This is a genomic window from Clostridium sp. OS1-26, assembly GCF_030915445.1.
Classification (GTDB): domain Bacteria; phylum Bacillota; class Clostridia; order Clostridiales; family Clostridiaceae; genus Clostridium_AM.
In genome coordinates, this window is sequence record NZ_CP133264.1 from 4,490,883 (window position 1) to 4,510,126 (window position 19,244).

Sequence of the window (19,244 nt, forward strand, 5' to 3'; positions counted from 1 at the left end):
ACCTCCATAAACTTATATTAAAGTTTTCATAGTTATCTAACTATAACTGATACACCATCAGGTATTACAGCTACTTTTGCATCTTTACCTTTTATGTCATAGGCCTTATTTAATGCTTCTTCAAAGGAAAAAGCATGTTCCATATGCATATTCTTTATCATTATCGGATCACACATATCCGTAACCATTATAACTGTATACTTATTAAGCATTCTAGCTAGAATCTGAAACTCCCATTGATCTGGTACCGTTTCATTTCTTGGCACTTTGGCTATTCTATCTAACAATTCTGCTGGTGATTTTGCATCTGCTAAATTATCATAGAAAGATTGGCCTCCATGTCCATCATTACAGGCAGCAACCATAATAATTACTCCGCCTTCTTTGCAAGTAGCTTCAGCAGCTGTCATTCCTTTAACCGCTTGGTAAATATTTTGATCCAGCGGATATCCGCCGTTAGTTGAAACTACTATATCTGCATTAACCTTATCTATTTTTGAAAGTTCTAATACAAAATTACATCCTTGTTCATGTGCACGTTCTCTATGTCCAGCAAAGGCATTTATTACTTTCTTTTCGCTATCTACTACCACATTTAGTATAAATGCAAGCTGTGCTTTTTCTGCTGCATATAGCATGTCTTTGTGAATAGGGTTATTTTCAAGTATTCCTGTTCTAGCATGTGGGCTTGCTATAAATTCTGAGCAGTGGTTTGCCATTACAGTTTTTGCTGATGCAATGCCAGGTAATACACTTTTTCTACCACCGGAGAACCCTGCAAAGAAGTGAGCTTCAATAAATCCTTCTGCAATAAGCAATTCTGTTTCTGCCGCTAGCTTATTTATTATAAGCTCTCCACCAGAAGGTAAAACTCCTATCTTTACTAAACTGCTATTGTCCGTTGAATCATGTATTATAATTTGCTCTTTTTCTACTATTTCCTCACCAAATTTATTTATAAGCTCATCTTTTGTAGTTGCTCTGTGGAATCCAGTTGCTATGAGTATTTTTATATCAATATTAGGGTTAGCTTTTCTTATTCTTCTGAGCAGTATGGGCATTGTTACTTTACTTGGTACTGGTCTTGTATGATCGCTAGTTATGATAACCATGTTATTTTTATCTTTAACTAGCTCCTCAAGTTTAGAACTATATATAGGATTGTCTAAAGCATTTTCAACAATTTGCTGCTGGGTTAATTCTGTTTTATATTTCTCTGCCTTTGACTCTAAAATCCCAACCAAGTTTTTATCATTAACTTCTACCTCCCACATTTGTTTGTGATAAGGTATTTTGATTTTTGCCATATGATTTACCTCCTTATTATGATGAACGAATTTACATAATATTAATTAAGTTAAATTATTATCTCTTATACTAATAATTAATTGTTAAAACCCAAATATAGGACCTGCAAAGTACGCTATAATACCTAGAACGATTACATATACTATGCAGAATTTAAGTGTTGCATTTAATATTTTGCCCTCGGCACCTGTAAGTCCTGTAGCCGCTGTAGCAACTGCAATACTTTGTGGTGATATCATTTTACCTGCTGTAGCTCCACCTGTATTTGCTGCTGCCAGCCAATAAGAGTTCAATCCTAAAGACTTAGCTGCTTCTACCTGAAGCGGTCCAAACAATATATTAGCAGAGGTATCACTACCGGTTACAAAAGTCCCAAGAGCTCCTATTATAGGTGATATTACTGGATACGCATGTCCTGTAACTGCAACTAAAACTACTGCTATAGATTTAATCATCCCACTGTAGCTCATAACTTTTGCCAATGATACTATTGCTACTATTGTGATAGCTGACTTAGTCATCTGTTTAGCCGTTTTTCCAAGGATTTTTAATATTTCACTGAATTTAGCACCTTGTATTAATCCTCCCATAATTCCTGCTATAATAATTAGTGATCCAGGATTGTTAATCCAAACAAAGGTATACGAGTGATATATTTTAACTACGGTACTTATTTTAGATAAATTTTTACTTATTCCTGGGAACAATGAACTTGTAAATATTATAACTATAAATACTAGTATAAATGGAACCCATGCCATAAATCCTTCTCTGAAAGATATTTGATCAATATCTTTAGCTGCTTTATCCTTATGGAAGATTTTAGCCCAACCTATAGTTACAGCTAAACATACTACGGAACCAAGTATTGCTGGAAGTTCAGCGCCAATATATTTAGCCGCTAACACTTCTGGTATAGCGAAAGATAGTCCAGATATTAATGCTATTCCCCAAACTCCTTTGATTGCTTTAACACTTTTACCAGTAAGCATTACTAACACAACTGGTACAATAACAATTAACAATGATAACTGTAAGCCTACTGCATAACTTAGCATATTAGGATCCAAATTTGTAAGTTTAGCGAGAGTTGATACTGGAAGCCCTATAGCGCCAAAAGCTGTTGGCGTTGTATTTGCTATTAAACATATGATTGCAGCAAATATGGGATCAAATCCAAGTGCCGCCATAATACTAGCAGGAATTGCAACTGCTGTCCCGAAACCTGCAATAGCTTCAAGGAATCCACCAAATCCCCATGCAAGTATAAGAACCAAGATTCGCTGGTCAGTTGTAATACCAGTCATCATATTTTTTATTAAATCCATACTTTTTGTATATATGGATAAGTTGTAGATAAATACTGCTGCAATTATTACTACAATTATAGGCCAAATAGCGTTAGCTGCTCCTTCCACTCCTGCCTTTATAGCGTCTACTGCAGGCATTTTCCATACTGCAATTGCTAATAACAGGGTTATCCCTAAAGTGATTGGTGTTGCTTTATGACCTGGTGTCTTTAATACTCCTAGTGAAACCATAAGCCAAACTATAGGTATTAACGCAATAAAAAACAGTAAATACATATTCATTTTTATCCCCCAATAGAAATAGGTAATATGGTATGACCATTGATTGATTCGATTCTAGCATAATATTCAGACTATTTCTATAATAGTTATTTCGTTAACACCATCTCGAAAATTGGGGAGATTTCTGTAAACGTTATACTAACAGTGTTTATATTTAATTATTTATAGTAAAAATTTTTTTAAAATTTTAAAAAAATTCTCTGAAGCTATTAAGTGAGGTTATTAAATTAACAGATATGTTAAAAATACTATTAACTAAATAATTAAAGCTCCAGATTTTTAAAGGGATAAAACTTATCTTTGATACTGTATATTTAATTGAATTCACGTTAGAAAACATTGGTGGTAGTATGGTATTACCACTAATGTTATAATATCATATTATTTATTATATTTCTATAATTGTTATCAAAATAACAATTATTTCGAATTGTTAAAATATATTTTAGCATAAAAATATTCTATATAAATTACAATTGATCATTTAAAAGAAAATAATAAGTAAAATAGACTAGAATACTAACTAGTTATTTTCTTTCAGATGGCTTAAATAAAAGGATATCAGTTTTTTAATAATAAACTGATATCCTTTTAAAAGCTTTAAAAATCCTTATAGTATTCATTTGCAAAATCCAAATGCTTTTTCATGGCTTCTGCCGCTTTCTTTGAATTATGAGCTCTAAGAGCTTCATATATATCCTCATGTTGCTTAGACAATACTTCTCTATTATTTTCATCAACAAGTATTCTTTTTCTTGCTTCTTTTATGAATGAATCCATTAGAGAAGATATGGCATTTAAAATGTTAACAATTAAAAAATTTCTAGAAGCTTGTGCTATTTCATAGTGAAACTTTTTATCTATTTTAACATTGTCGCTTTCATTATTAGAACCTTTAAATGCTTTTATTAATATTTCTATACTATCTAGTCCTTCATCTGAAATTCTTTGAGCTGCGAGTGCTGCAGTCTCAACTTCAAGTATTTTTCTAATCTCTATAATTTCAGCAGGAGTGCTTTCCTGAAGCATAAACATTATTGATAAAGGTTCAAACAAGCTATTCTCTACATTATTTCGTATATAATTGCCTTCGCCCTGTCTACATTCTATTAATCCTATAATTTGAAGTGCTCTTAAGGCTTCTCTTATAGAAGTTCTGCTCACTTGAAGGTGTTCAACTAACTCCCTTTCAGAAGGCAATTTATCTCCTTTTTTAAGATTGCCATCTACAATCATACTTTTAATTTGCTCTATTACTTGCTCATAAACCTTTGTACTTTTTATTGGTTTAAACAATTTAATCAAACCCCTTATCTCCATACAAAATTAATCATATATAGTATATAATTATTCCCTAATTGCCACTAGTTCAGTGTCGAAAGTATTATTCCAATTAGTATATATATGAAATAAGCTTACAACGTCCTGTTCATTATACAAGAGAATTTTTTCTTTTTTCTCTTCAGGCATTCTAATTATATAGTCATTATCTTTTATAATTTTACTAAAAGTCTTAGCTAGATTAGATCCACTTATTACTTCTGTATCTCTAAAGATATTAAATTGTCTTTCTAAAGATTTTAATCCTATAGAAGTATTATTTTCTTTTTCATATTGTTTTTGCAGGTCAATTTGGGTAAACTTTTCTTCAATAGCCAAGTCAACGTTATATTTTTGGAATAGATAATTAATTACTGTAAAATCGTTATTACCTGAAAAAGTGACAATATATTTTTTATTATATTTGGTTCTCATTAGATTAAAATAGTCCTTTGCAAGAAATAATATGCTTTTTACATCCATTTTATTTTCTATCATATATTGAGTTACTTCTAACTTATGCTTTTGTTCATCATAATAACAACAACCAAAAACACCTACACAAATTGGTTTTTTATAAATATAATGCTCTAGGTCAAAAAAAATGGCCTCCTTGTACAGATGGCTATCTCCATCTATAACTAAAGAATTTTCTTCAGTTAGTTTTTCAACCTCTATGCTATTATGTCTTTCTATCACTATACCACTCTTTTCTAAATTAATTGTGCAAATTACTATGTTGTTATATTATATCACTTTTTCATATAAAGTTACATATAATATACTTTAAATTAGAATATGTCAATGCAATCTGCATTAAGATTATATACTACATCTTTTCTTTCAACTATAATTTGTACTCTTTTCTTAATTTCTTCGTCATTTAAAACCTTCTTTAAAATTTCTCGAGTAGGATTTACGCATACAGGATACTTAACCATCTGCATCATTGAAAAATCTCCTGCTGTGTCACCGTATGCATAACTTTGAGATATATCGATATTATATTTTTTTATTAACTCATCAATAGCGTTTCTCTTACTTTCACTATCCCACATTGGAAGAACCTCACCAGTATATACTTCATCTTTATCCATCAAGTATATTGCTCCCTTGTAATCATCAAAACCGTGTTTTATGGCCATTTCTCTAACAAGTTCTGCAGGGCTTCCAGAAACGGTTATAACTTTATGACCTCTTTCTTTATGCCATTTTATTCTATCTCTAGTGAAGGTATAAACCCTATCTCCTTTTTGAGATACCACATTTCGTGCTATGAATTCTATTTGTGATTTGTGAAGACCTTTTATTGCTTCTATATATATATCTGCCATCTTTAACAAATAATTATCATAGTTTCCTTGTCGTTTATCCCATTTTTCATACTCAGGCTTTACTTCTTTATACCATCTGTCTGAAGGTATTATCTCATATTTTACAAGTTTTTTAAAAACTTCAGCAATTAATCCTTCTCTATACAAAGTGCCATCAATATCAAAAAAGCTGCTATATTCATGTTTTTCTCCTCCTTTTAGTCGAAACACTGGGTAATTTGCTTGTTTCCCTAAAAATAACCATATATAATATTATTAAAATCAATATATGCTAATATAGTATAATGTTACACCTAAAAATAGATTATTCCAACTACAATTTTTTTAATTAAAATTTGCCTAAAATAAGCCTCAGATAAAATTATTATTCTATCTGAAGCTTATTTTATACAATAACTACTGATATATCGCCTAATATAAGTTTTCTTCTATTTTATAAGTTTTTTATAGAGTATATTTCCTAAGCTTTGAAAAGCTTGAACCAAAAATATAAGCATTATTACAGTATAAATCATAACATCTGTTTTAAATCTATAATAACCATAATTTACAGCAACAGCACCTAGTCCACCACCGCCAACGGCACCAGCCATAGCGGAATAGCCTACGACACTTATTACAGTTAATGTTATTCCAAGTACTATAGATGGCATAGCTTCCTTAAGCATAACTTTGAAGATTATCTGAAGGTTGCTGGCCCCAAAAGATTTTGCGGCTTCTATTACTCCAGAGTCTACTTCCTTCAAAGAAGACTCTATTACTCTAGCAGCAAAAGGCGCTGCAGCAATTGTTAGTGGAACTATAGCCGCGGTTGTTCCAATTGATTTACCAACTACAAGTTTAGTAAATGGAAATATTGCAATCATTAATATTATAAAAGGAAATGACCTTAATAAATTTATAACAGCATCAAGAACTTTATGAACATTCTTATTGGGTTTTAACCCGACCTCTTGTGTTAAGATTAACAAAACTGCAGGTATAAATCCTAAAATTACTGCCAACACAGTAGAAACACAGACCATATATAAAGTTTCTGCTAAAGCAGGAAATAATATTTCATTAAATAACATTTATTCTACCTCCCAATTTATAGATTTTGAATTTAAGTAGTCACAGATCTTCGTCTTATCATTTTCATCAATATTTATTACTAAGCTTCCGAGTATATCATCTCTAAACCTTTCTAATTTTCCCCATATTATTGAAAAATCTATGTCTAGAGCTCTTGCCATAGATGTTATTATACTTTGCTCACTGATTTCTTTTGGAAAGAATATTCTTATGTTTAGTCCTGAAACAGGAAGAGTTTTATCTTCACCTAGCAATTTCTTTAAGTTGGCATCTGGCCTTAAAAATAAATCTTCTACATCTCCTACAGTTTTTACTTCACCAGCATCCATAATAGCAATTTTACTGCATACTTCTTTTATTACTTCCATCTGATGAGTTACAATGACTATTGTAATATTTAACTTTTCATTTATAGTTTTTAAAAGTTGTAGTATAGATTTTGTAGTACTTGGGTCAAGAGCTGAAGTTGCTTCATCGCAAAGCAAAACTTTAGGGTTTAGAGCTAGTGCTCTTGCTATTGCTACTCTTTGTTTCTGTCCTCCACTTAATTCCCTGGGCATATTGTTCATTTTGTCTTCAAGACCAACTAGATTTAATAATTTCTCAACTCTATTTTTCATCTCAACTTTGTCCACACCCCAAACTTCTAATGGAAGTGCCACATTGTCAAAGACACTTTTCCTATTTAATAAGTTAAAATTTTGAAAAATCATGCCTAAATTTTTTCTAAAAACTCTAAGCTCTTTTTCTCCAAGATTCTTAACTTCTTTATCCATTACTTTTATACTTCCAGTATCATAAGACTCTAATCCATTTATACATCTTAGCAATGTCGATTTACCTGCACCACTATGACCTATAATTCCAAATATCTCCCCCTCTTCTATATTTAAAGTTACATCTTCTAATACCATTTTTTCAGAAAAACTTTTGCTAACTCCACTAATTTTTATCACTACTTTTCCTCCTTTAAACAATGATCACTTCATAAAAATATTAATGGGTAAAAAAATAAAAGCCCGAGGAAAACCTCGAGCTTAAAATTCGTAGATTCCTCTCATCTCCCAGCCTTCGCTGCAGGAATTAGCACCGTTGTATTACAAAAAAGTAACACCGGTTGCTGGGCTTCATAGGGCCAGTCCCTCCACCACTCTTGATAAGTTAGATAATGTATTTTATTTTACTTTAATCATTATAACAGCATAAAAATTCAATGTCAACATTATTTGCTAGTTAACTTAAGAGTTACTACTATTGCAAATATGAGTATATTTTAATGGTTTTCTACATATTTTTCTATAATGTTAATTTGATTCATATCTAATGAAATAAATTCACAGCCTATATAATAAAAGGATTCTTTAATAGTAATTCTTTTCACTTCCGCAAGACACCAAAAAGATGGATTATCTTCTATCTTTAAAGTAAAATTAATAAAATCTCCTATTTGTAAGGCTATCTTACTTTCAATTAAAATACCAGTTTTTGATAGATTAATAGTTCTCATAATTGGTCCTTCAAATTTATATTGCTCATAAACACTTTTATTATTTACCGTAGGATAGTATATATCTGTGTAAAATTCTGCTCTGTTAGCAAATCTTTTTTCTGGTTTTTTGTCTGAGCTTTTATATATATAATCTCCATTTTTATGTACTGTGTTTTTAAAAACCATTGTATACCTCTTCTATATAAGTTTGTACGTTACAGTATATATATTATACCATTGTTTATACCTTATATCTTCAATTTCTAACTATTTATTTAAAATATTTTTTAATAAAAATTAAATTTTATCTGAAAAATACAACTTTATCAGAGGAGTATGATAATGACTTAAAGATATATTCTAGTTATTATTGACATAAGCTTTTAAAGATGATATTATTAATCTATAATAATTGATAATGATTTTCATTACGAGGTGGTAGAAATGAGTATTTGTGATTTAAGACCTGGACAAAAAGCTTTAATTGAAAATATAAGTGGAGATGAAAAACTAGCTAAGAGACTTCTTGCTTTAGGATGTATAGAAGGAACAGAAGTTGCATTAAAGACTGTTGCACCTTTTGGAGATCCTTTAATTATAAACTTAAGAGGATTTGATTTAGCAATACGTAAACAAGATGCTAAAAATATATTTATAACAAATTCCCGTTAAATAACACTTTTGAAGGAGGTTTTTAAATGATAACAGCAGCTTTGCTTGGCAACCCTAACGTGGGTAAAACTTCTCTTTTTAATCTTCTCACTGGTTCAAACCAATATGTAGGAAACTGGGCTGGAGTAACAGTAGAAAAGAAAGAAGGTTTCATTAATAACAATGTTAAAATAATAGACCTGCCTGGCATTTATGCCATGGACACATATTCTAATGAAGAGAAAGTTGCGAAAAACTATTTACTTGATGGAAATGCAGACGTAATCATAAATATAGTTGATGCATCTAACCTAGAAAGAAATTTATATTTAACTACTCAACTTAAAGAATTTGATAAACCTATAATTTTAGTTCTTAATATGGTAGATGTAGCTGAGTCTAAAGGCATTAAAATAGATTATTCTTGTCTAGCTAAAGAACTAAACGTTAAGATTTTACCTATTGTAGCTTCCAAAGGCAAAGGTATAGATGAGTTGAAAAATTTGCTGAATGGTGGCGATTTTTTACAACTTCCAACTGATAATGGTTATCAATTTCAGCATGAAAAAGAAGCATATAACTACATAAGTAGTATTCTAAATAAGTGTTTATCTTATAACAAAACGGAGTCTGTTTCAGTAACTGAAAGAATAGACAAAATTGTGCTTAATAAATTTTTAGCCTACCCTATCTTCTTTGGAATATTAGCATTAATTTTTCAATTCACCTTCAGTTGGGTGGGACAACCTATAGCGGATATGCTTAGCGGTTTTCTAGATGATGCTATAATTCCTTTTTTACATCAAGCATTATCTAGTACTAGCCCTTGGTTCAGTTCATTGTTAATAGATGGCATTGTTGGAGGAGTAGGTTCTGTAATAGTATTTCTACCTGTTATCCTTGCTCTTTTTCTCGGAATATCATTTCTTGAAGATAGTGGATATATGGCGAGAGCAGCTTTTATAATGGATAAATTAATGAGAAAAGCTGGATTATCAGGAAAGGCATTTATTCCGCTAATAGTCAGTTTTGGGTGTTCGGTGCCTGGAATAATGTCTGCTAGGACTCTTGAAAGTGAAAAAGATAGAAAGCTTACTGCACTTTTAGCACCGCTTATGTCCTGTAATGCAAGACTTCCAGTGTACGCCATGTTTACTTCCGTATTCTTTGGAGGAAAAGAAACTCTTGTAGTGTTATCACTTTATGTTTTAGGAATATTTTTATCTTTTATAATAGGTATAATATTTAAAAATACTTTATTTAAAAAGGAAGAAGAACCTTTCATAATAGAACTTCCTGAGTATAAAATGCCCGAGTTTAAACATGTTATGCTTCATACATGGGATAAAGGAAAAGGATTCTTGAAAAAAGCTGGAGGTATAATATTTGCAATATCCGTAATAATTTGGTTTTTATCTAATTTTAATTTACATGGAATGACTGAAATGAATAATAGTATTTTAGCTTCTATTGGTAGAACTATAGCACCATTATTTGGACCTTTAGGCTTTGGTACTTGGCAAAATTCAGTTTCTTTACTTACAGGACTTATGGCTAAGGAAGTAGTTTTAAGCAGCATGGGTGTTATTTATGGAGGAAATCTACAAACTTCCTTGGTGCACGGATTTACCCCTGTATCTGCTTATGCATTTTTAGTTTTTGTATTGCTATATACTCCATGTATTTCAGCTATTGCAACCATGAAAAAAGAATACGGTAAGAAGATGGCTGCATTTTCGTTAACTTATCAATTTGTACTTGCATGGATTGTATCCTTTATAGTATTTAGAATAGGTTCTTTATTATAAGATTAAATATTAATTGTGGAGGTGTTGGAATTGGCAGTAGAAATTATAGTTACCTCTATTATAGTTATAGCTGCAGTTTGCATATTCTATAGAAACTTAAAGAAAAAAGGTTCAGGTAGTTGTGATTGTGGCTCCTGCAGCAGTCACTGCCCTAATTATAAAAATTCAAGTAAACAATAGAAATAAAAAATCTGTCTTATTATGATTAAGACAGATTTTTTTATATTGTATTTAATAATCTTTGAAAATTAATATATTAGACAAGTCATAATTATTTACCATAGGTTTCAATAAAGTAGTCAACTATATTTTCAATAGTAGCTAAGCCTAATATAGTATTGTTGTCCACTATTGGTATAGCAATTATGTCATTTTTTCTTAATCTCTCTGCAATAGCAATAACGTCTTCATCTTTTGCTGCAGTTATGACCTTTTTAGTCATGACCCATTCTACTGGACAAGTATCATAATGTCCCTGATCCATTAAAAATCTATATATATCCGCTTTTACTATCATTCCTACCAATAATCCGCTCTCATCTACTACCGGTGCACCATTGATATTGTTATCATTCATTATCTCTAGTGCCTTAACCAAAGTATCATTTGGGCTTAATTTAATAATGTCGTAAGTTATTATTTTACTTAACATAAATATCCCCCTTTATATAATTAAAATTATAAATCATAAAATATATAGGATATAATAAAGAAAATTGGACTTTAATAACTGTTATTTATTATATTGCTTAACTCGTTACAATCTCTACAACCTTTTAATATTTGATCTATGGTTCTAGATGCGGCTTTTTTTGACACTCTTTCTAAATCTATATCCAGTAAAATATTATTTTTATTCAATAGACTTTTCAAATATCTTAGTTGTTTCTCAGTAATTACATTTTCTCTAATTAGGTTTTTGTTATTTTCAATATTAAAAATAAACTCATGAATTTTAGGTAAACTTAAAACATCTTCATAATTATGAAGCATAATTATATTTTTTAATCTATCTTCCCCTGTTAATAAAAACTCCTTGTATAAATCTACACTTATTCCGCCATCTATTTGATCTTCTCTCTTTATTCCTATATATTTTTCTACACCTTTTAAATTACATCTCTCTATTCCAAGCTGTTTATAATAAGGCCTGATGATTCTATATAAATCAACGTGATTTTTAGGAGTATTAAGGGCTACATTGTGTTTTTCAATTCTTTTTCCTATAAATGGTTCGTCAAATGCAATTCCGTTATAAGAACACCAAGTATTGTACTTTTGTAAATCTGTTAAAAAATTATACAGTATCTCTTCTTCGTCTTCCAAAGATTCAGCATAATATTGCTTTATACAAAAATTCTTCTCATCATTAAATTTACCAAATGATATTAGTATTATATTATCGTCATCTTTATCAAAACCTGTAGTTTCTATATCAAAATATGCTATACCACTCATGCCGTAGTCACTGAATATATTTTTGTTTATCTTCAGCGACTCATTATACTCTTTAACTAACATTATAATCCTCCAAACTATTGCTACTACATACCACAACTTTAAAATGGAATCATTAATTTTATCATATAACTAAATTAACTTATAATATCTATTATATAATAATGTAGTATATTTGAAAACTATATAAAAGGCAATGGATAAAAATCCATTGCCTTTTATATATAAATATTACATTTTTTCTACTACTTGTATTCCAAGCAAACCTAAACCATTTTTTAACACTTGGCAAGTTGCTTCCACTAACTTTAATCTAGCGTTCTTTGTAGCTTCATCTTCTGCGTTCATAATGCTGTGAGCATTATAGAACTTGTTAAATCCTTTAGCAACCTCTATTAAATATCTTGTTACTATAAAAGGCTCTAATCTATCTATAGAATTTAGTATAGCTTTATTAAAACCTTCAAGAGACTTTGCAAGTTCAAATTCTTCACCAGAATTTAATTTGCTATAGTCTATTTCTACATTAACCTCTCCTGCTCTTCTAAGTATGCTCTTTCCTCTTGCATAACTGTACTGTACATATGGACCAGTCTCACCATCGAAGCTTAATATTTCACTCCAGTCAAATACTATATCTTTTTCCCTGCTGTTCTTTAAATATGCAAATATTACTGCACCTATGCCTACTTTTTTTGCTACATCTTCCTTATTCTCAAGATCAGGATTTTTTTCATTTATTATTTGTAATGTTTTTTCAATAGATTCATTTAATAAATCCTCTAGTAATACAACATCACCTTTTCTTGTAGATAGTTTCTTGTCTGCGAATCTAACTAATCCATAAGCTACATGATTGCAATCCTCTGCCCAATCATTTCCCATAAGCTTTAATGTAGTAAATACTTGATTAAAATGAAGAGACTGACCTGCTCCAACCACATATATGCTCTTATCGAAATTATAAGTTTTCTTTCTATAAATTGCTGCAGCTAAATCACGGGTAGCATATATAGTAGCTCCATCTGCTTTTTTTATAATACATGGAGGCATATTATATTTATCTAACATTACAACTTTTGCGCCATTACTCTCTACTAATATTCCTTTTTCATCAATCTTATCTATTACAGCATCCATTTTATCAGAATAGAAACTTTCTCCAGCATAAGAATCAAATTCTATTCCAAGCATATCGTATACTCTTTCGAATTCCTTTAAGCTTAAATCTTTAAACTTTTGCCACAGTTTTACTTCTTCTTCACATCCGTCTTCTAATTTCTTAAAGTACATTCTACCTTCATCATTTAAAGATGGATCTTTTTCTGCCTCGTCATGGAATTTAACATAAATTCTTAACAATTCACTTATAGGTTCCTTTTCCAAAGCTTCTTCATCACACCATCTTTTATATGCTGATATAAGCTTTCCAAACTGAGTTCCCCAATCACCAAGATGGTTTATTCTAACACAATTATATCCTTGTGAATTTAACATTTCATATAAAGATCTACCTATAGCCGTGCCAAATAAATGACCTACATGAAAAGGCTTTGCAATATTAACTGATGAATATTCAACACATATATTTTTCCCACGGCCTAAGTCTGATGAACCATAACTATCTTTTTCTGTTAATATCTTTTCTATTGCATTTTTTGTAAAGTCAAATTTATCAACAAAAAAGTTTAAATAAGGACCTAAGTTATCTATTTTTTCAAATCCTTCATTATTTAATTTTTCTTTTAGCTCTTGAGCAATCATATTAGGTGCTTTTCTCAAAGCTTTAGATAACTGAAAGCAAGGAAAAGCATAGTCACCCATTTCAGATTTCGGTGGTATTTCTATAAGTCTTTCAATAGTATCTAACTCTAAATCAACATTTTCTTTTATTCTTTCTGCAACTAGCTTTTTATAATCCATATTGCAACCTCCCTATTATTTTTTATATTAAATTATATAAAATGAATCTCCTTCTCTTATCGTCGAATGAGTACTCACTGAGTAAGCGATCATATCAAAATCGGAGATTTTATATGGCTGCTTAAATTAAAAACCCGTCTCTATTAAAATAGAGACGGGTATATATCCGCGGTACCACTCTTATTGAACTGGCATTTGCCAAATCCACTCAAAACTTTAACGCAGTTAACGACTTACTTGTGATTTGAAATCAAACCTTTTTCATAAGCTTCTCCAAGATTCTCTTCCTATTTAGCTTTCCTACAGGCTTTCACCATCCCTGTTCGCTTTTTAGAACTTACTAAAAGTACTCTTCTCTTCAACGAAATTACTATATAAATTACAACTCATTATATTACCATATTTTAATATTTGTCAAGACTTTTTTGTTATATGATATATTCTTTATATTTTAAATATTTTTATACTATCTTCTAACTCTAATGCCATTTGAGTTAGCTGTTGAACACTTTCTGTAACCTGTTGAAGTACAGCTGTTTGCTCTTCCGTTGAAGCTGCAACCTCTTCTGTATTAGCAGCTGTATTTGTTGTAACTGCTTGAATTTCGTTAATGTTATCATCCATCCTATCAATATTATCTTTAGAATTAATAATCATTTCATTAACTCTTTGTAAATTAGTTCTTGTTTCATCAAAGGATTTTATAATTTCATTTAATGAGTCTCCCACAGTTTTTACAATCGACTGCCCCTTCTCAGATTCTCTGTTACCTTCCTCTATTGCAATCAGCGCCTTATCGGTTTTCTGTTGTGTAGAAATAATTAAATCCTTAATATTATTTGATGATCTCATAGATTCTTCTGCTAGCTTTCTAACTTCCTCTGCAACAACGGCAAACCCCTTTCCAGCTTCTCCTGCTCGAGCAGCTTCAATTGAAGCATTAAGAGCTAAAAGATTAGTTTGATCTGCAATTCCATCAATTATTTGTACAATATTACCTATTTGTTTTGATGTTTCTTGAAGTTCTGATATCACCTTTGAGGAATAGTTTACACTATTTTTTATTATTCCAATTTGATTGACCATATTGTCCATTTTTTCTCTTCCATCTGATGCAAGTCTACTTGTATCATCTGAGAACTTCATTACATTTGTAACTTGATCTTTTATTGTTGATATATTACTAACTACATTTTTCATGCTTTGAGATACATCTTCAGCAGCTCTTACTTGCTTTTCAGCTCCATCTGCAACTTCTTGTGTCGAGTTTGAGATTTCTTCTGAAACTTCAGCTACCTGTTCAGTAGATGACAATAATGATTTTGATGATATTGCAAGATTTTGTGACACTTCATTAATTTTAGCAGTTATAGCTCTAAGATTTTCAATCATATTATTAAAGCTTATACCAAGTACTCCGATTTCATCATTAGTTCTTATTTGAATATTTTTACTTAGATCACCTTGAGATACATTTTCTGCTGCTTTTGTTAAATCATTTAAAGGATTTAAATTTCTTCTTATTATTCCTCTAAGTATTAATCCGCTTACTAAAACTGTAAAGATGGATACTAATGCAAAACTTATTAATATATTATTTAAAGCAGCATATTGATTCTTAAGTGAAAGACCAATGTTTACGGCTTTTATTATTTTCCCGTTAGCATCTTTTATAGGAATTAAAACATCATAGACATCCTCTCCTTTATAGTTATATATAGAAGAATATGTTTTACCTTCCTTTATCGCAGCTTTGCTTCCAGCATCAGTTAATGTTATTCCAATTCTACTTTTATCACTATGGGCTGTAGCTTTTAAATTTGGATCAATTGTCAAAGCATAAACTATATTTGATTTTTTACTTAGCCTGTCCACTAACGTTTGATCATCTACTTCTTTACCTAATTTTGCAACTTCATTTGCAATTACCCCAACTTGAACAAGTCCACCATTCTTTAACGCAACTGCTCCATACTTATAATAGTTCTGATCAGAACTGCTACTACTTTTTCTTATTTTTTCAATAAGTTCACCTTGTGATCCTTTTAGAACAGCCTGTACAGGATGATCAGTAGGATATTTATAATTAATGCTTGATGGTAGATTAGAATATAATATTACTCCATCTGCATTAACAATATTTATCTCTTGTACATTTATGGACTTTGCAATCTCAGTAAGATATTCGTTAGAAAAATTACCATTATGTCCTACTAAGTAGGCTGTTGTTGAAATTTTTTCACCTAACAATTTGTCTACTTGATTAAGTATAGCATTGTTAGTTTGCATTTCAGCACTTATTTCCTCTGTCAAAAGCATCCCATCTTCTTTAACTTGACTTAGAAATTTTTTACTTATGACGTTATATGAGACGACAGCAAGTATAATTGTAGATAACAGTACTACTAACAAGGAGCTTACTGTTATTCTAAATTTTAGAGAGTTTTTATTTTTTATAATATTACTCAATAACTCCACTCCATTCTATATTTTGATATTTATTTCATTACGATTAAATTTTACATTAATTTTTTATAAACTTCAATAATTCCTTGTTAAATTTTGCATAAAATCTAGCAAAAAAATACTTTTTGTCGCTAAACTACGCAAAATAGGAGATATTTGCAGTAATCATCTGCAAATATATCCTACAAATTACATATAATACCAATATTTTCAATTGAATGAATATTATATCTCTTCAAACTGATTGAAACTGTTCATGTATGCTGTTATAAAATGAGTATATGCAATTGAGTTTCTTTTTACTGTTGTGCCAAATGTTTTAAATTGTATCTCAGCAAATTGTTTAAACTTAGTATCATCAGTGATATCATAAAGCCTTAACATATTGAATGTAGCTACGGAATTTCCAGAAGGAATAGCACCATCATAAAGTTCTTTAGGTCTTACTATAAGCTCTTCGCTATCTAATCCATATAAGTATAAACCACCTTGCTTTTCATCCCAGAAAAGTTTTATCATTTGATCATGCAAATAAAGAGATTTTTCTTGATATTTAGGCTGAGGATTAGCTTTGTATAGTTCTATAAGCCCCCATATTATAAATGCATAATCTTCTAGTACTGCTGCATATGCGGATTCTCCTTCGCGGTACCTGCTAAGAAGTCTTCCATCATCTCGAATAAGTTTTTTTAATACAAAATCAGCTGCTCGCTCAGATATTTCAATATATTTTTGATTGTTAAAAATTCTTCCACCATAAGCAAAGGCTGCAATAGCTAAGCCATTCCATGATGTTAACGTTTTGTCATCTTTAAAAGGATGTATTCTTTTTTCTCTGTAATCATATAGTTTAATCCTTATTTTTTCCAGTTGTTCTTTTAGATTTTCGTTTATCTCTATTTTTTCTATATCCGTACTTATTAAATTAGGTATGTTTTTCTCTTCGAAATTTCCTTTTTCGGTTATTCCATATAGTTCACAATAAGTTTTCCCATCCTGCTTTCCAAGTACTTTTTCTATTTCTTCTATATCCCATACATAAAACTTGCCTTCTACCCCTTCTGAGTCTGCATCCTCTGCTGAATAAAATCCACCCTCCGGTGATATCATATTGTTTATCATATAAGTATATATTTTCTCTGCAATTTTCTTATACAATTCTTTTCTTGTGATTTCATAAGTTTTTGTATAAATCAAGGATAAAAGTGCATTATCATAAAGCATCTTTTCAAAATGAGGAACTAACCACTTTTCATCAGTAGAATATCTGGAAAATCCAAATCCTATATGATCAAAAATTCCTCCCTTATACATATGTTTTAAGGTTTCCTCAACCATGGTTAGAGCATTTTTATCTTCAGTTTTAATGTAATACTCTAATAAAAAGTACATATTATGTGGTGTTGGGAATTTAGGTACTCTACTAAAACCACCATATCTTTTATCAAAAAACTGTTTTAAAGACTGTATGGTTTCCTTTATAACACTTTCATCGATTTTATCATTTTCATCAATTTCAATTTCAGTTTGTATATTTATCTGATCAATCATTTCAAGACTATAGTCTATCAGTCTCTTTTTCTCTTTACTCCACATATCATATATAGAATCCAATAGTTCTATCAATCCTGGTCGGCCATATTTGCTTTCTTTTGGAAAATAAGTTCCAGCAAAGAAAGGTTTTTTATCTGGAGTCATTATTATAGTAAGTGGCCATCCACCACTTCCTGTATAAGCCTGACAAAATGCCATATATATACTATCGATATCGGGTCTTTCTTCTCTATCTACTTTTATAGAAATAAAGTTTTCATTTAATACTTTTGCTACATCTTCATCTTCAAAAGATTCACGCTCCATAACGTGGCACCAATGACAAGTATTTTTCGTGAACCACTCAGCTATACCCAATAGATAAGAAGACAGGCTTATTTTCAGCTTGTGCCTTTATAAATGCTTCCTCACTCCATGCGTACCAATCAACAGGGTTGTATGCGTGTTGTAACAGATATGATGATTTTTCATTTATTAATCTATTGGGTACTTTTGTTGAATTGTTCATAACACCACCTCCTTATATAATTTTTATAAATAGTATAACCAAGAGTAACTGCTTTAAGTCCCTAAACAAAAAAAGGATAGGACTAATCTCCTACTCTTTTCTTTCATCTATTTCTCTTAGTATTCTCACCATTGTTTCAGCACACTTTTTTATAGCTTCTGGTGACGGCATATTCGCTCTTACTGTTATTTTAAATTTCTTTCCGTTTATAATCTTTTCTTTCACTGTTACATCTGTATATTCCATTTCAATATCAGTTCTGGTCTAATTAAAAGATGTAATACAAATTAAAGACTAAGTATGATTAAACTGAGGCCCTATGTCCATTGATTTTTCATACAGTAGAAGTCAGATTGGGCCCATTTTACATTCGCCTTTAAACTTGTCTATGCTTTTCAAAGCTTTGAAAAATGTTTCCTGAGTTAGTTCCTCTGCCAAAATTTTATTACGAGATAGTGACAAGGCGTATTTATAGACATCAGTAAAATATTGAGAGTATATAACTTCAAAATCAGTCACAGTTTCACCTCGCTTTCATATATAAGACTCTTGAAACTAAATATCGTTGCAATCTTTTCAAAAAAAATTAAGCGTGCTGTTTGACACGCTTACTTAAATCAAAATAAATTGTTCAGATTAGATCCTCTTAGCCTTGAATAAAAGTTAATTATATTACTTTCTACTCTATATATGGCGCTTCATAAGAATAATATGTATTAGCATATCTCTACTTGATTGTACACATCTTCGATCTTTTTA

General features: G+C 30.5%; 18 protein-coding genes, 1 pseudogene, 1 riboswitch and 1 other annotated feature. Of the genes and pseudogenes, 3 read left to right on the forward strand and 16 right to left on the reverse strand.

Features of this window, described 5'->3' with window-relative positions; all coding sequences use genetic code 11:
- Window positions 1-32: 32 nt before the first annotated feature.
- The 8 genes from larA to RCG18_RS22300 form a co-directional block, all read right to left on the reverse strand.
- Window positions 33-1,307, reverse strand: coding sequence for a nickel-dependent lactate racemase (larA, locus tag RCG18_RS22265; RefSeq protein WP_308038185.1), 1,275 nt, complete (start codon window positions 1,305-1,307; stop codon window positions 33-35).
- A gap of 84 nt (window positions 1,308-1,391) precedes the next feature.
- Window positions 1,392-2,900: an L-lactate permease gene (locus tag RCG18_RS22270; RefSeq protein ID WP_308038186.1), complete on the reverse strand. Its 1,509-nt coding sequence runs from the start codon at window positions 2,898-2,900 to the stop codon at window positions 1,392-1,394.
- A 600-nt stretch (window positions 2,901-3,500) separates the two neighbouring features.
- Window positions 3,501-4,196: a FadR/GntR family transcriptional regulator gene (locus tag RCG18_RS22275; protein ID WP_308042083.1), complete on the reverse strand. Its 696-nt coding sequence runs from the start codon at window positions 4,194-4,196 to the stop codon at window positions 3,501-3,503.
- A gap of 51 nt (window positions 4,197-4,247) precedes the next feature.
- The gene (locus RCG18_RS22280; RefSeq protein ID WP_374118965.1) at window positions 4,248-4,919 is read right to left on the reverse strand and encodes a ribonuclease H-like domain-containing protein; all 672 of its coding nucleotides are present in this window, start codon (window positions 4,917-4,919) and stop codon (window positions 4,248-4,250) included.
- A 92-nt stretch (window positions 4,920-5,011) separates the two neighbouring features.
- Window positions 5,012-5,764, reverse strand: coding sequence for an HAD-IB family hydrolase (locus RCG18_RS22285; protein WP_308038187.1), 753 nt, complete (start codon window positions 5,762-5,764; stop codon window positions 5,012-5,014).
- Between the two features lie 218 nt (window positions 5,765-5,982).
- Entirely contained in the window at window positions 5,983-6,627 is a 645-nt protein-coding gene (locus tag RCG18_RS22290; protein ID WP_308038188.1) for a methionine ABC transporter permease, read from the reverse strand.
- Entirely contained in the window at window positions 6,628-7,584 is a 957-nt protein-coding gene (locus RCG18_RS22295; protein ID WP_308038189.1) for a methionine ABC transporter ATP-binding protein, read from the reverse strand.
- Between the two features lie 98 nt (window positions 7,585-7,682).
- Window positions 7,683-7,791: riboswitch (SAM riboswitch) on the reverse strand.
- Window positions 7,792-7,901: 110 nt separating this feature from the next.
- A complete protein-coding gene (locus RCG18_RS22300) occupies window positions 7,902-8,303 on the reverse strand; it encodes a PilZ domain-containing protein (RefSeq protein ID WP_308038190.1) in 402 nt (133 codons plus the stop codon).
- Window positions 8,304-8,561: 258 nt separating this feature from the next.
- On the opposite strand from RCG18_RS22300, the gene RCG18_RS22305 reads away from it, so the two are divergent.
- From RCG18_RS22305 to RCG18_RS22315, 3 genes are read left to right on the forward strand one after another with little or no spacing between them, the layout of a single operon-like run.
- Window positions 8,562-8,789, forward strand: a complete 228-nt coding sequence (locus RCG18_RS22305; RefSeq protein WP_178907587.1) for a ferrous iron transport protein A — start codon at window positions 8,562-8,564, stop codon at window positions 8,787-8,789.
- 26 nt (window positions 8,790-8,815) lie between these two features.
- The gene (gene feoB, locus RCG18_RS22310; RefSeq protein ID WP_308038191.1) at window positions 8,816-10,576 is read left to right on the forward strand and encodes a ferrous iron transport protein B; all 1,761 of its coding nucleotides are present in this window, start codon (window positions 8,816-8,818) and stop codon (window positions 10,574-10,576) included.
- A gap of 30 nt (window positions 10,577-10,606) precedes the next feature.
- On the forward strand, window positions 10,607-10,756 hold the full coding sequence (locus RCG18_RS22315) for a FeoB-associated Cys-rich membrane protein (protein ID WP_374118966.1): 150 nt from the start codon (window positions 10,607-10,609) through the stop codon (window positions 10,754-10,756).
- A gap of 91 nt (window positions 10,757-10,847) precedes the next feature.
- Here the strand turns inward: RCG18_RS22315 and RCG18_RS22320 are convergent, their stop codons facing one another.
- From RCG18_RS22320 to RCG18_RS22355, 8 genes and pseudogenes are all read right to left on the reverse strand, one after another.
- Window positions 10,848-11,228 carry a CBS domain-containing protein gene (locus RCG18_RS22320; RefSeq protein WP_308038192.1) on the reverse strand — a complete coding sequence of 127 codons (381 nt, stop codon included), beginning with the start codon at window positions 11,226-11,228 and terminating at the stop codon, window positions 10,848-10,850.
- 71 nt (window positions 11,229-11,299) lie between these two features.
- Complete coding sequence (locus RCG18_RS22325; protein WP_308038193.1) at window positions 11,300-12,097, reverse strand: ribonuclease H-like domain-containing protein; 798 nt, start codon at window positions 12,095-12,097, stop codon at window positions 11,300-11,302.
- Between the two features lie 168 nt (window positions 12,098-12,265).
- On the reverse strand, window positions 12,266-13,957 hold the full coding sequence (gene argS, locus RCG18_RS22330) for an arginine--tRNA ligase (protein ID WP_308038194.1): 1,692 nt from the start codon (window positions 13,955-13,957) through the stop codon (window positions 12,266-12,268).
- 147 nt (window positions 13,958-14,104) lie between these two features.
- Window positions 14,105-14,328, reverse strand: a binding site (T-box leader).
- Window positions 14,329-14,401: 73 nt separating this feature from the next.
- Window positions 14,402-16,426: a methyl-accepting chemotaxis protein gene (locus RCG18_RS22335; RefSeq protein WP_308038195.1), complete on the reverse strand. Its 2,025-nt coding sequence runs from the start codon at window positions 16,424-16,426 to the stop codon at window positions 14,402-14,404.
- A gap of 222 nt (window positions 16,427-16,648) precedes the next feature.
- Window positions 16,649-18,283 (reverse strand): thioredoxin domain-containing protein, encoded by a 1,635-nt coding sequence (locus RCG18_RS22340; RefSeq protein WP_308038196.1) that lies wholly within the window; start codon window positions 18,281-18,283, stop codon window positions 16,649-16,651.
- A 37-nt stretch (window positions 18,284-18,320) separates the two neighbouring features.
- Window positions 18,321-18,485 carry a DUF255 domain-containing protein gene (locus RCG18_RS22345; protein ID WP_308038197.1) on the reverse strand — a complete coding sequence of 55 codons (165 nt, stop codon included), beginning with the start codon at window positions 18,483-18,485 and terminating at the stop codon, window positions 18,321-18,323.
- A 90-nt stretch (window positions 18,486-18,575) separates the two neighbouring features.
- Window positions 18,576-18,731: a hypothetical protein gene (locus RCG18_RS22350; RefSeq protein WP_308038198.1), complete on the reverse strand. Its 156-nt coding sequence runs from the start codon at window positions 18,729-18,731 to the stop codon at window positions 18,576-18,578.
- A gap of 114 nt (window positions 18,732-18,845) precedes the next feature.
- Window positions 18,846-19,004 (reverse strand): annotated as a pseudogene (locus RCG18_RS22355) (RNA polymerase sigma factor); the annotation flags it as partial.
- Window positions 19,005-19,244 lie beyond the last annotated feature (240 nt).

What these genes read in the sequence shown, in the direction of transcription:
- RCG18_RS22290 (WP_308038188.1), bottom strand. Translation starts at nt 6,627, where the DNA reads ATGTTATTTAATGAAATATTATTTCCTGCTTTAGCAGAAACTTTATAT.
- RCG18_RS22340 (WP_308038196.1), bottom strand. Translation starts at nt 18,283, where the DNA reads ATGGAGCGTGAATCTTTTGAAGATGAAGATGTAGCAAAAGTATTAAAT.
- RCG18_RS22350 (WP_308038198.1), bottom strand. Translation starts at nt 18,731, where the DNA reads ATGGAATATACAGATGTAACAGTGAAAGAAAAGATTATAAACGGAAAG.
- RCG18_RS22320 (WP_308038192.1), bottom strand. Translation starts at nt 11,228, where the DNA reads ATGTTAAGTAAAATAATAACTTACGACATTATTAAATTAAGCCCAAAT.
- argS (WP_308038194.1), bottom strand. Translation starts at nt 13,957, where the DNA reads ATGGATTATAAAAAGCTAGTTGCAGAAAGAATAAAAGAAAATGTTGAT.
- RCG18_RS22300 (WP_308038190.1), bottom strand. Translation starts at nt 8,303, where the DNA reads ATGGTTTTTAAAAACACAGTACATAAAAATGGAGATTATATATATAAA.
- larA (WP_308038185.1), bottom strand. Translation starts at nt 1,307, where the DNA reads ATGGCAAAAATCAAAATACCTTATCACAAACAAATGTGGGAGGTAGAA.
- RCG18_RS22345 (WP_308038197.1), bottom strand. Translation starts at nt 18,485, where the DNA reads ATGAACAATTCAACAAAAGTACCCAATAGATTAATAAATGAAAAATCA.
- RCG18_RS22325 (WP_308038193.1), bottom strand. Translation starts at nt 12,097, where the DNA reads ATGTTAGTTAAAGAGTATAATGAGTCGCTGAAGATAAACAAAAATATA.
- feoB (WP_308038191.1), top strand. Translation starts at nt 8,816, where the DNA reads ATGATAACAGCAGCTTTGCTTGGCAACCCTAACGTGGGTAAAACTTCT.
- RCG18_RS22305 (WP_178907587.1), top strand. Translation starts at nt 8,562, where the DNA reads ATGAGTATTTGTGATTTAAGACCTGGACAAAAAGCTTTAATTGAAAAT.
- RCG18_RS22270 (WP_308038186.1), bottom strand. Translation starts at nt 2,900, where the DNA reads ATGAATATGTATTTACTGTTTTTTATTGCGTTAATACCTATAGTTTGG.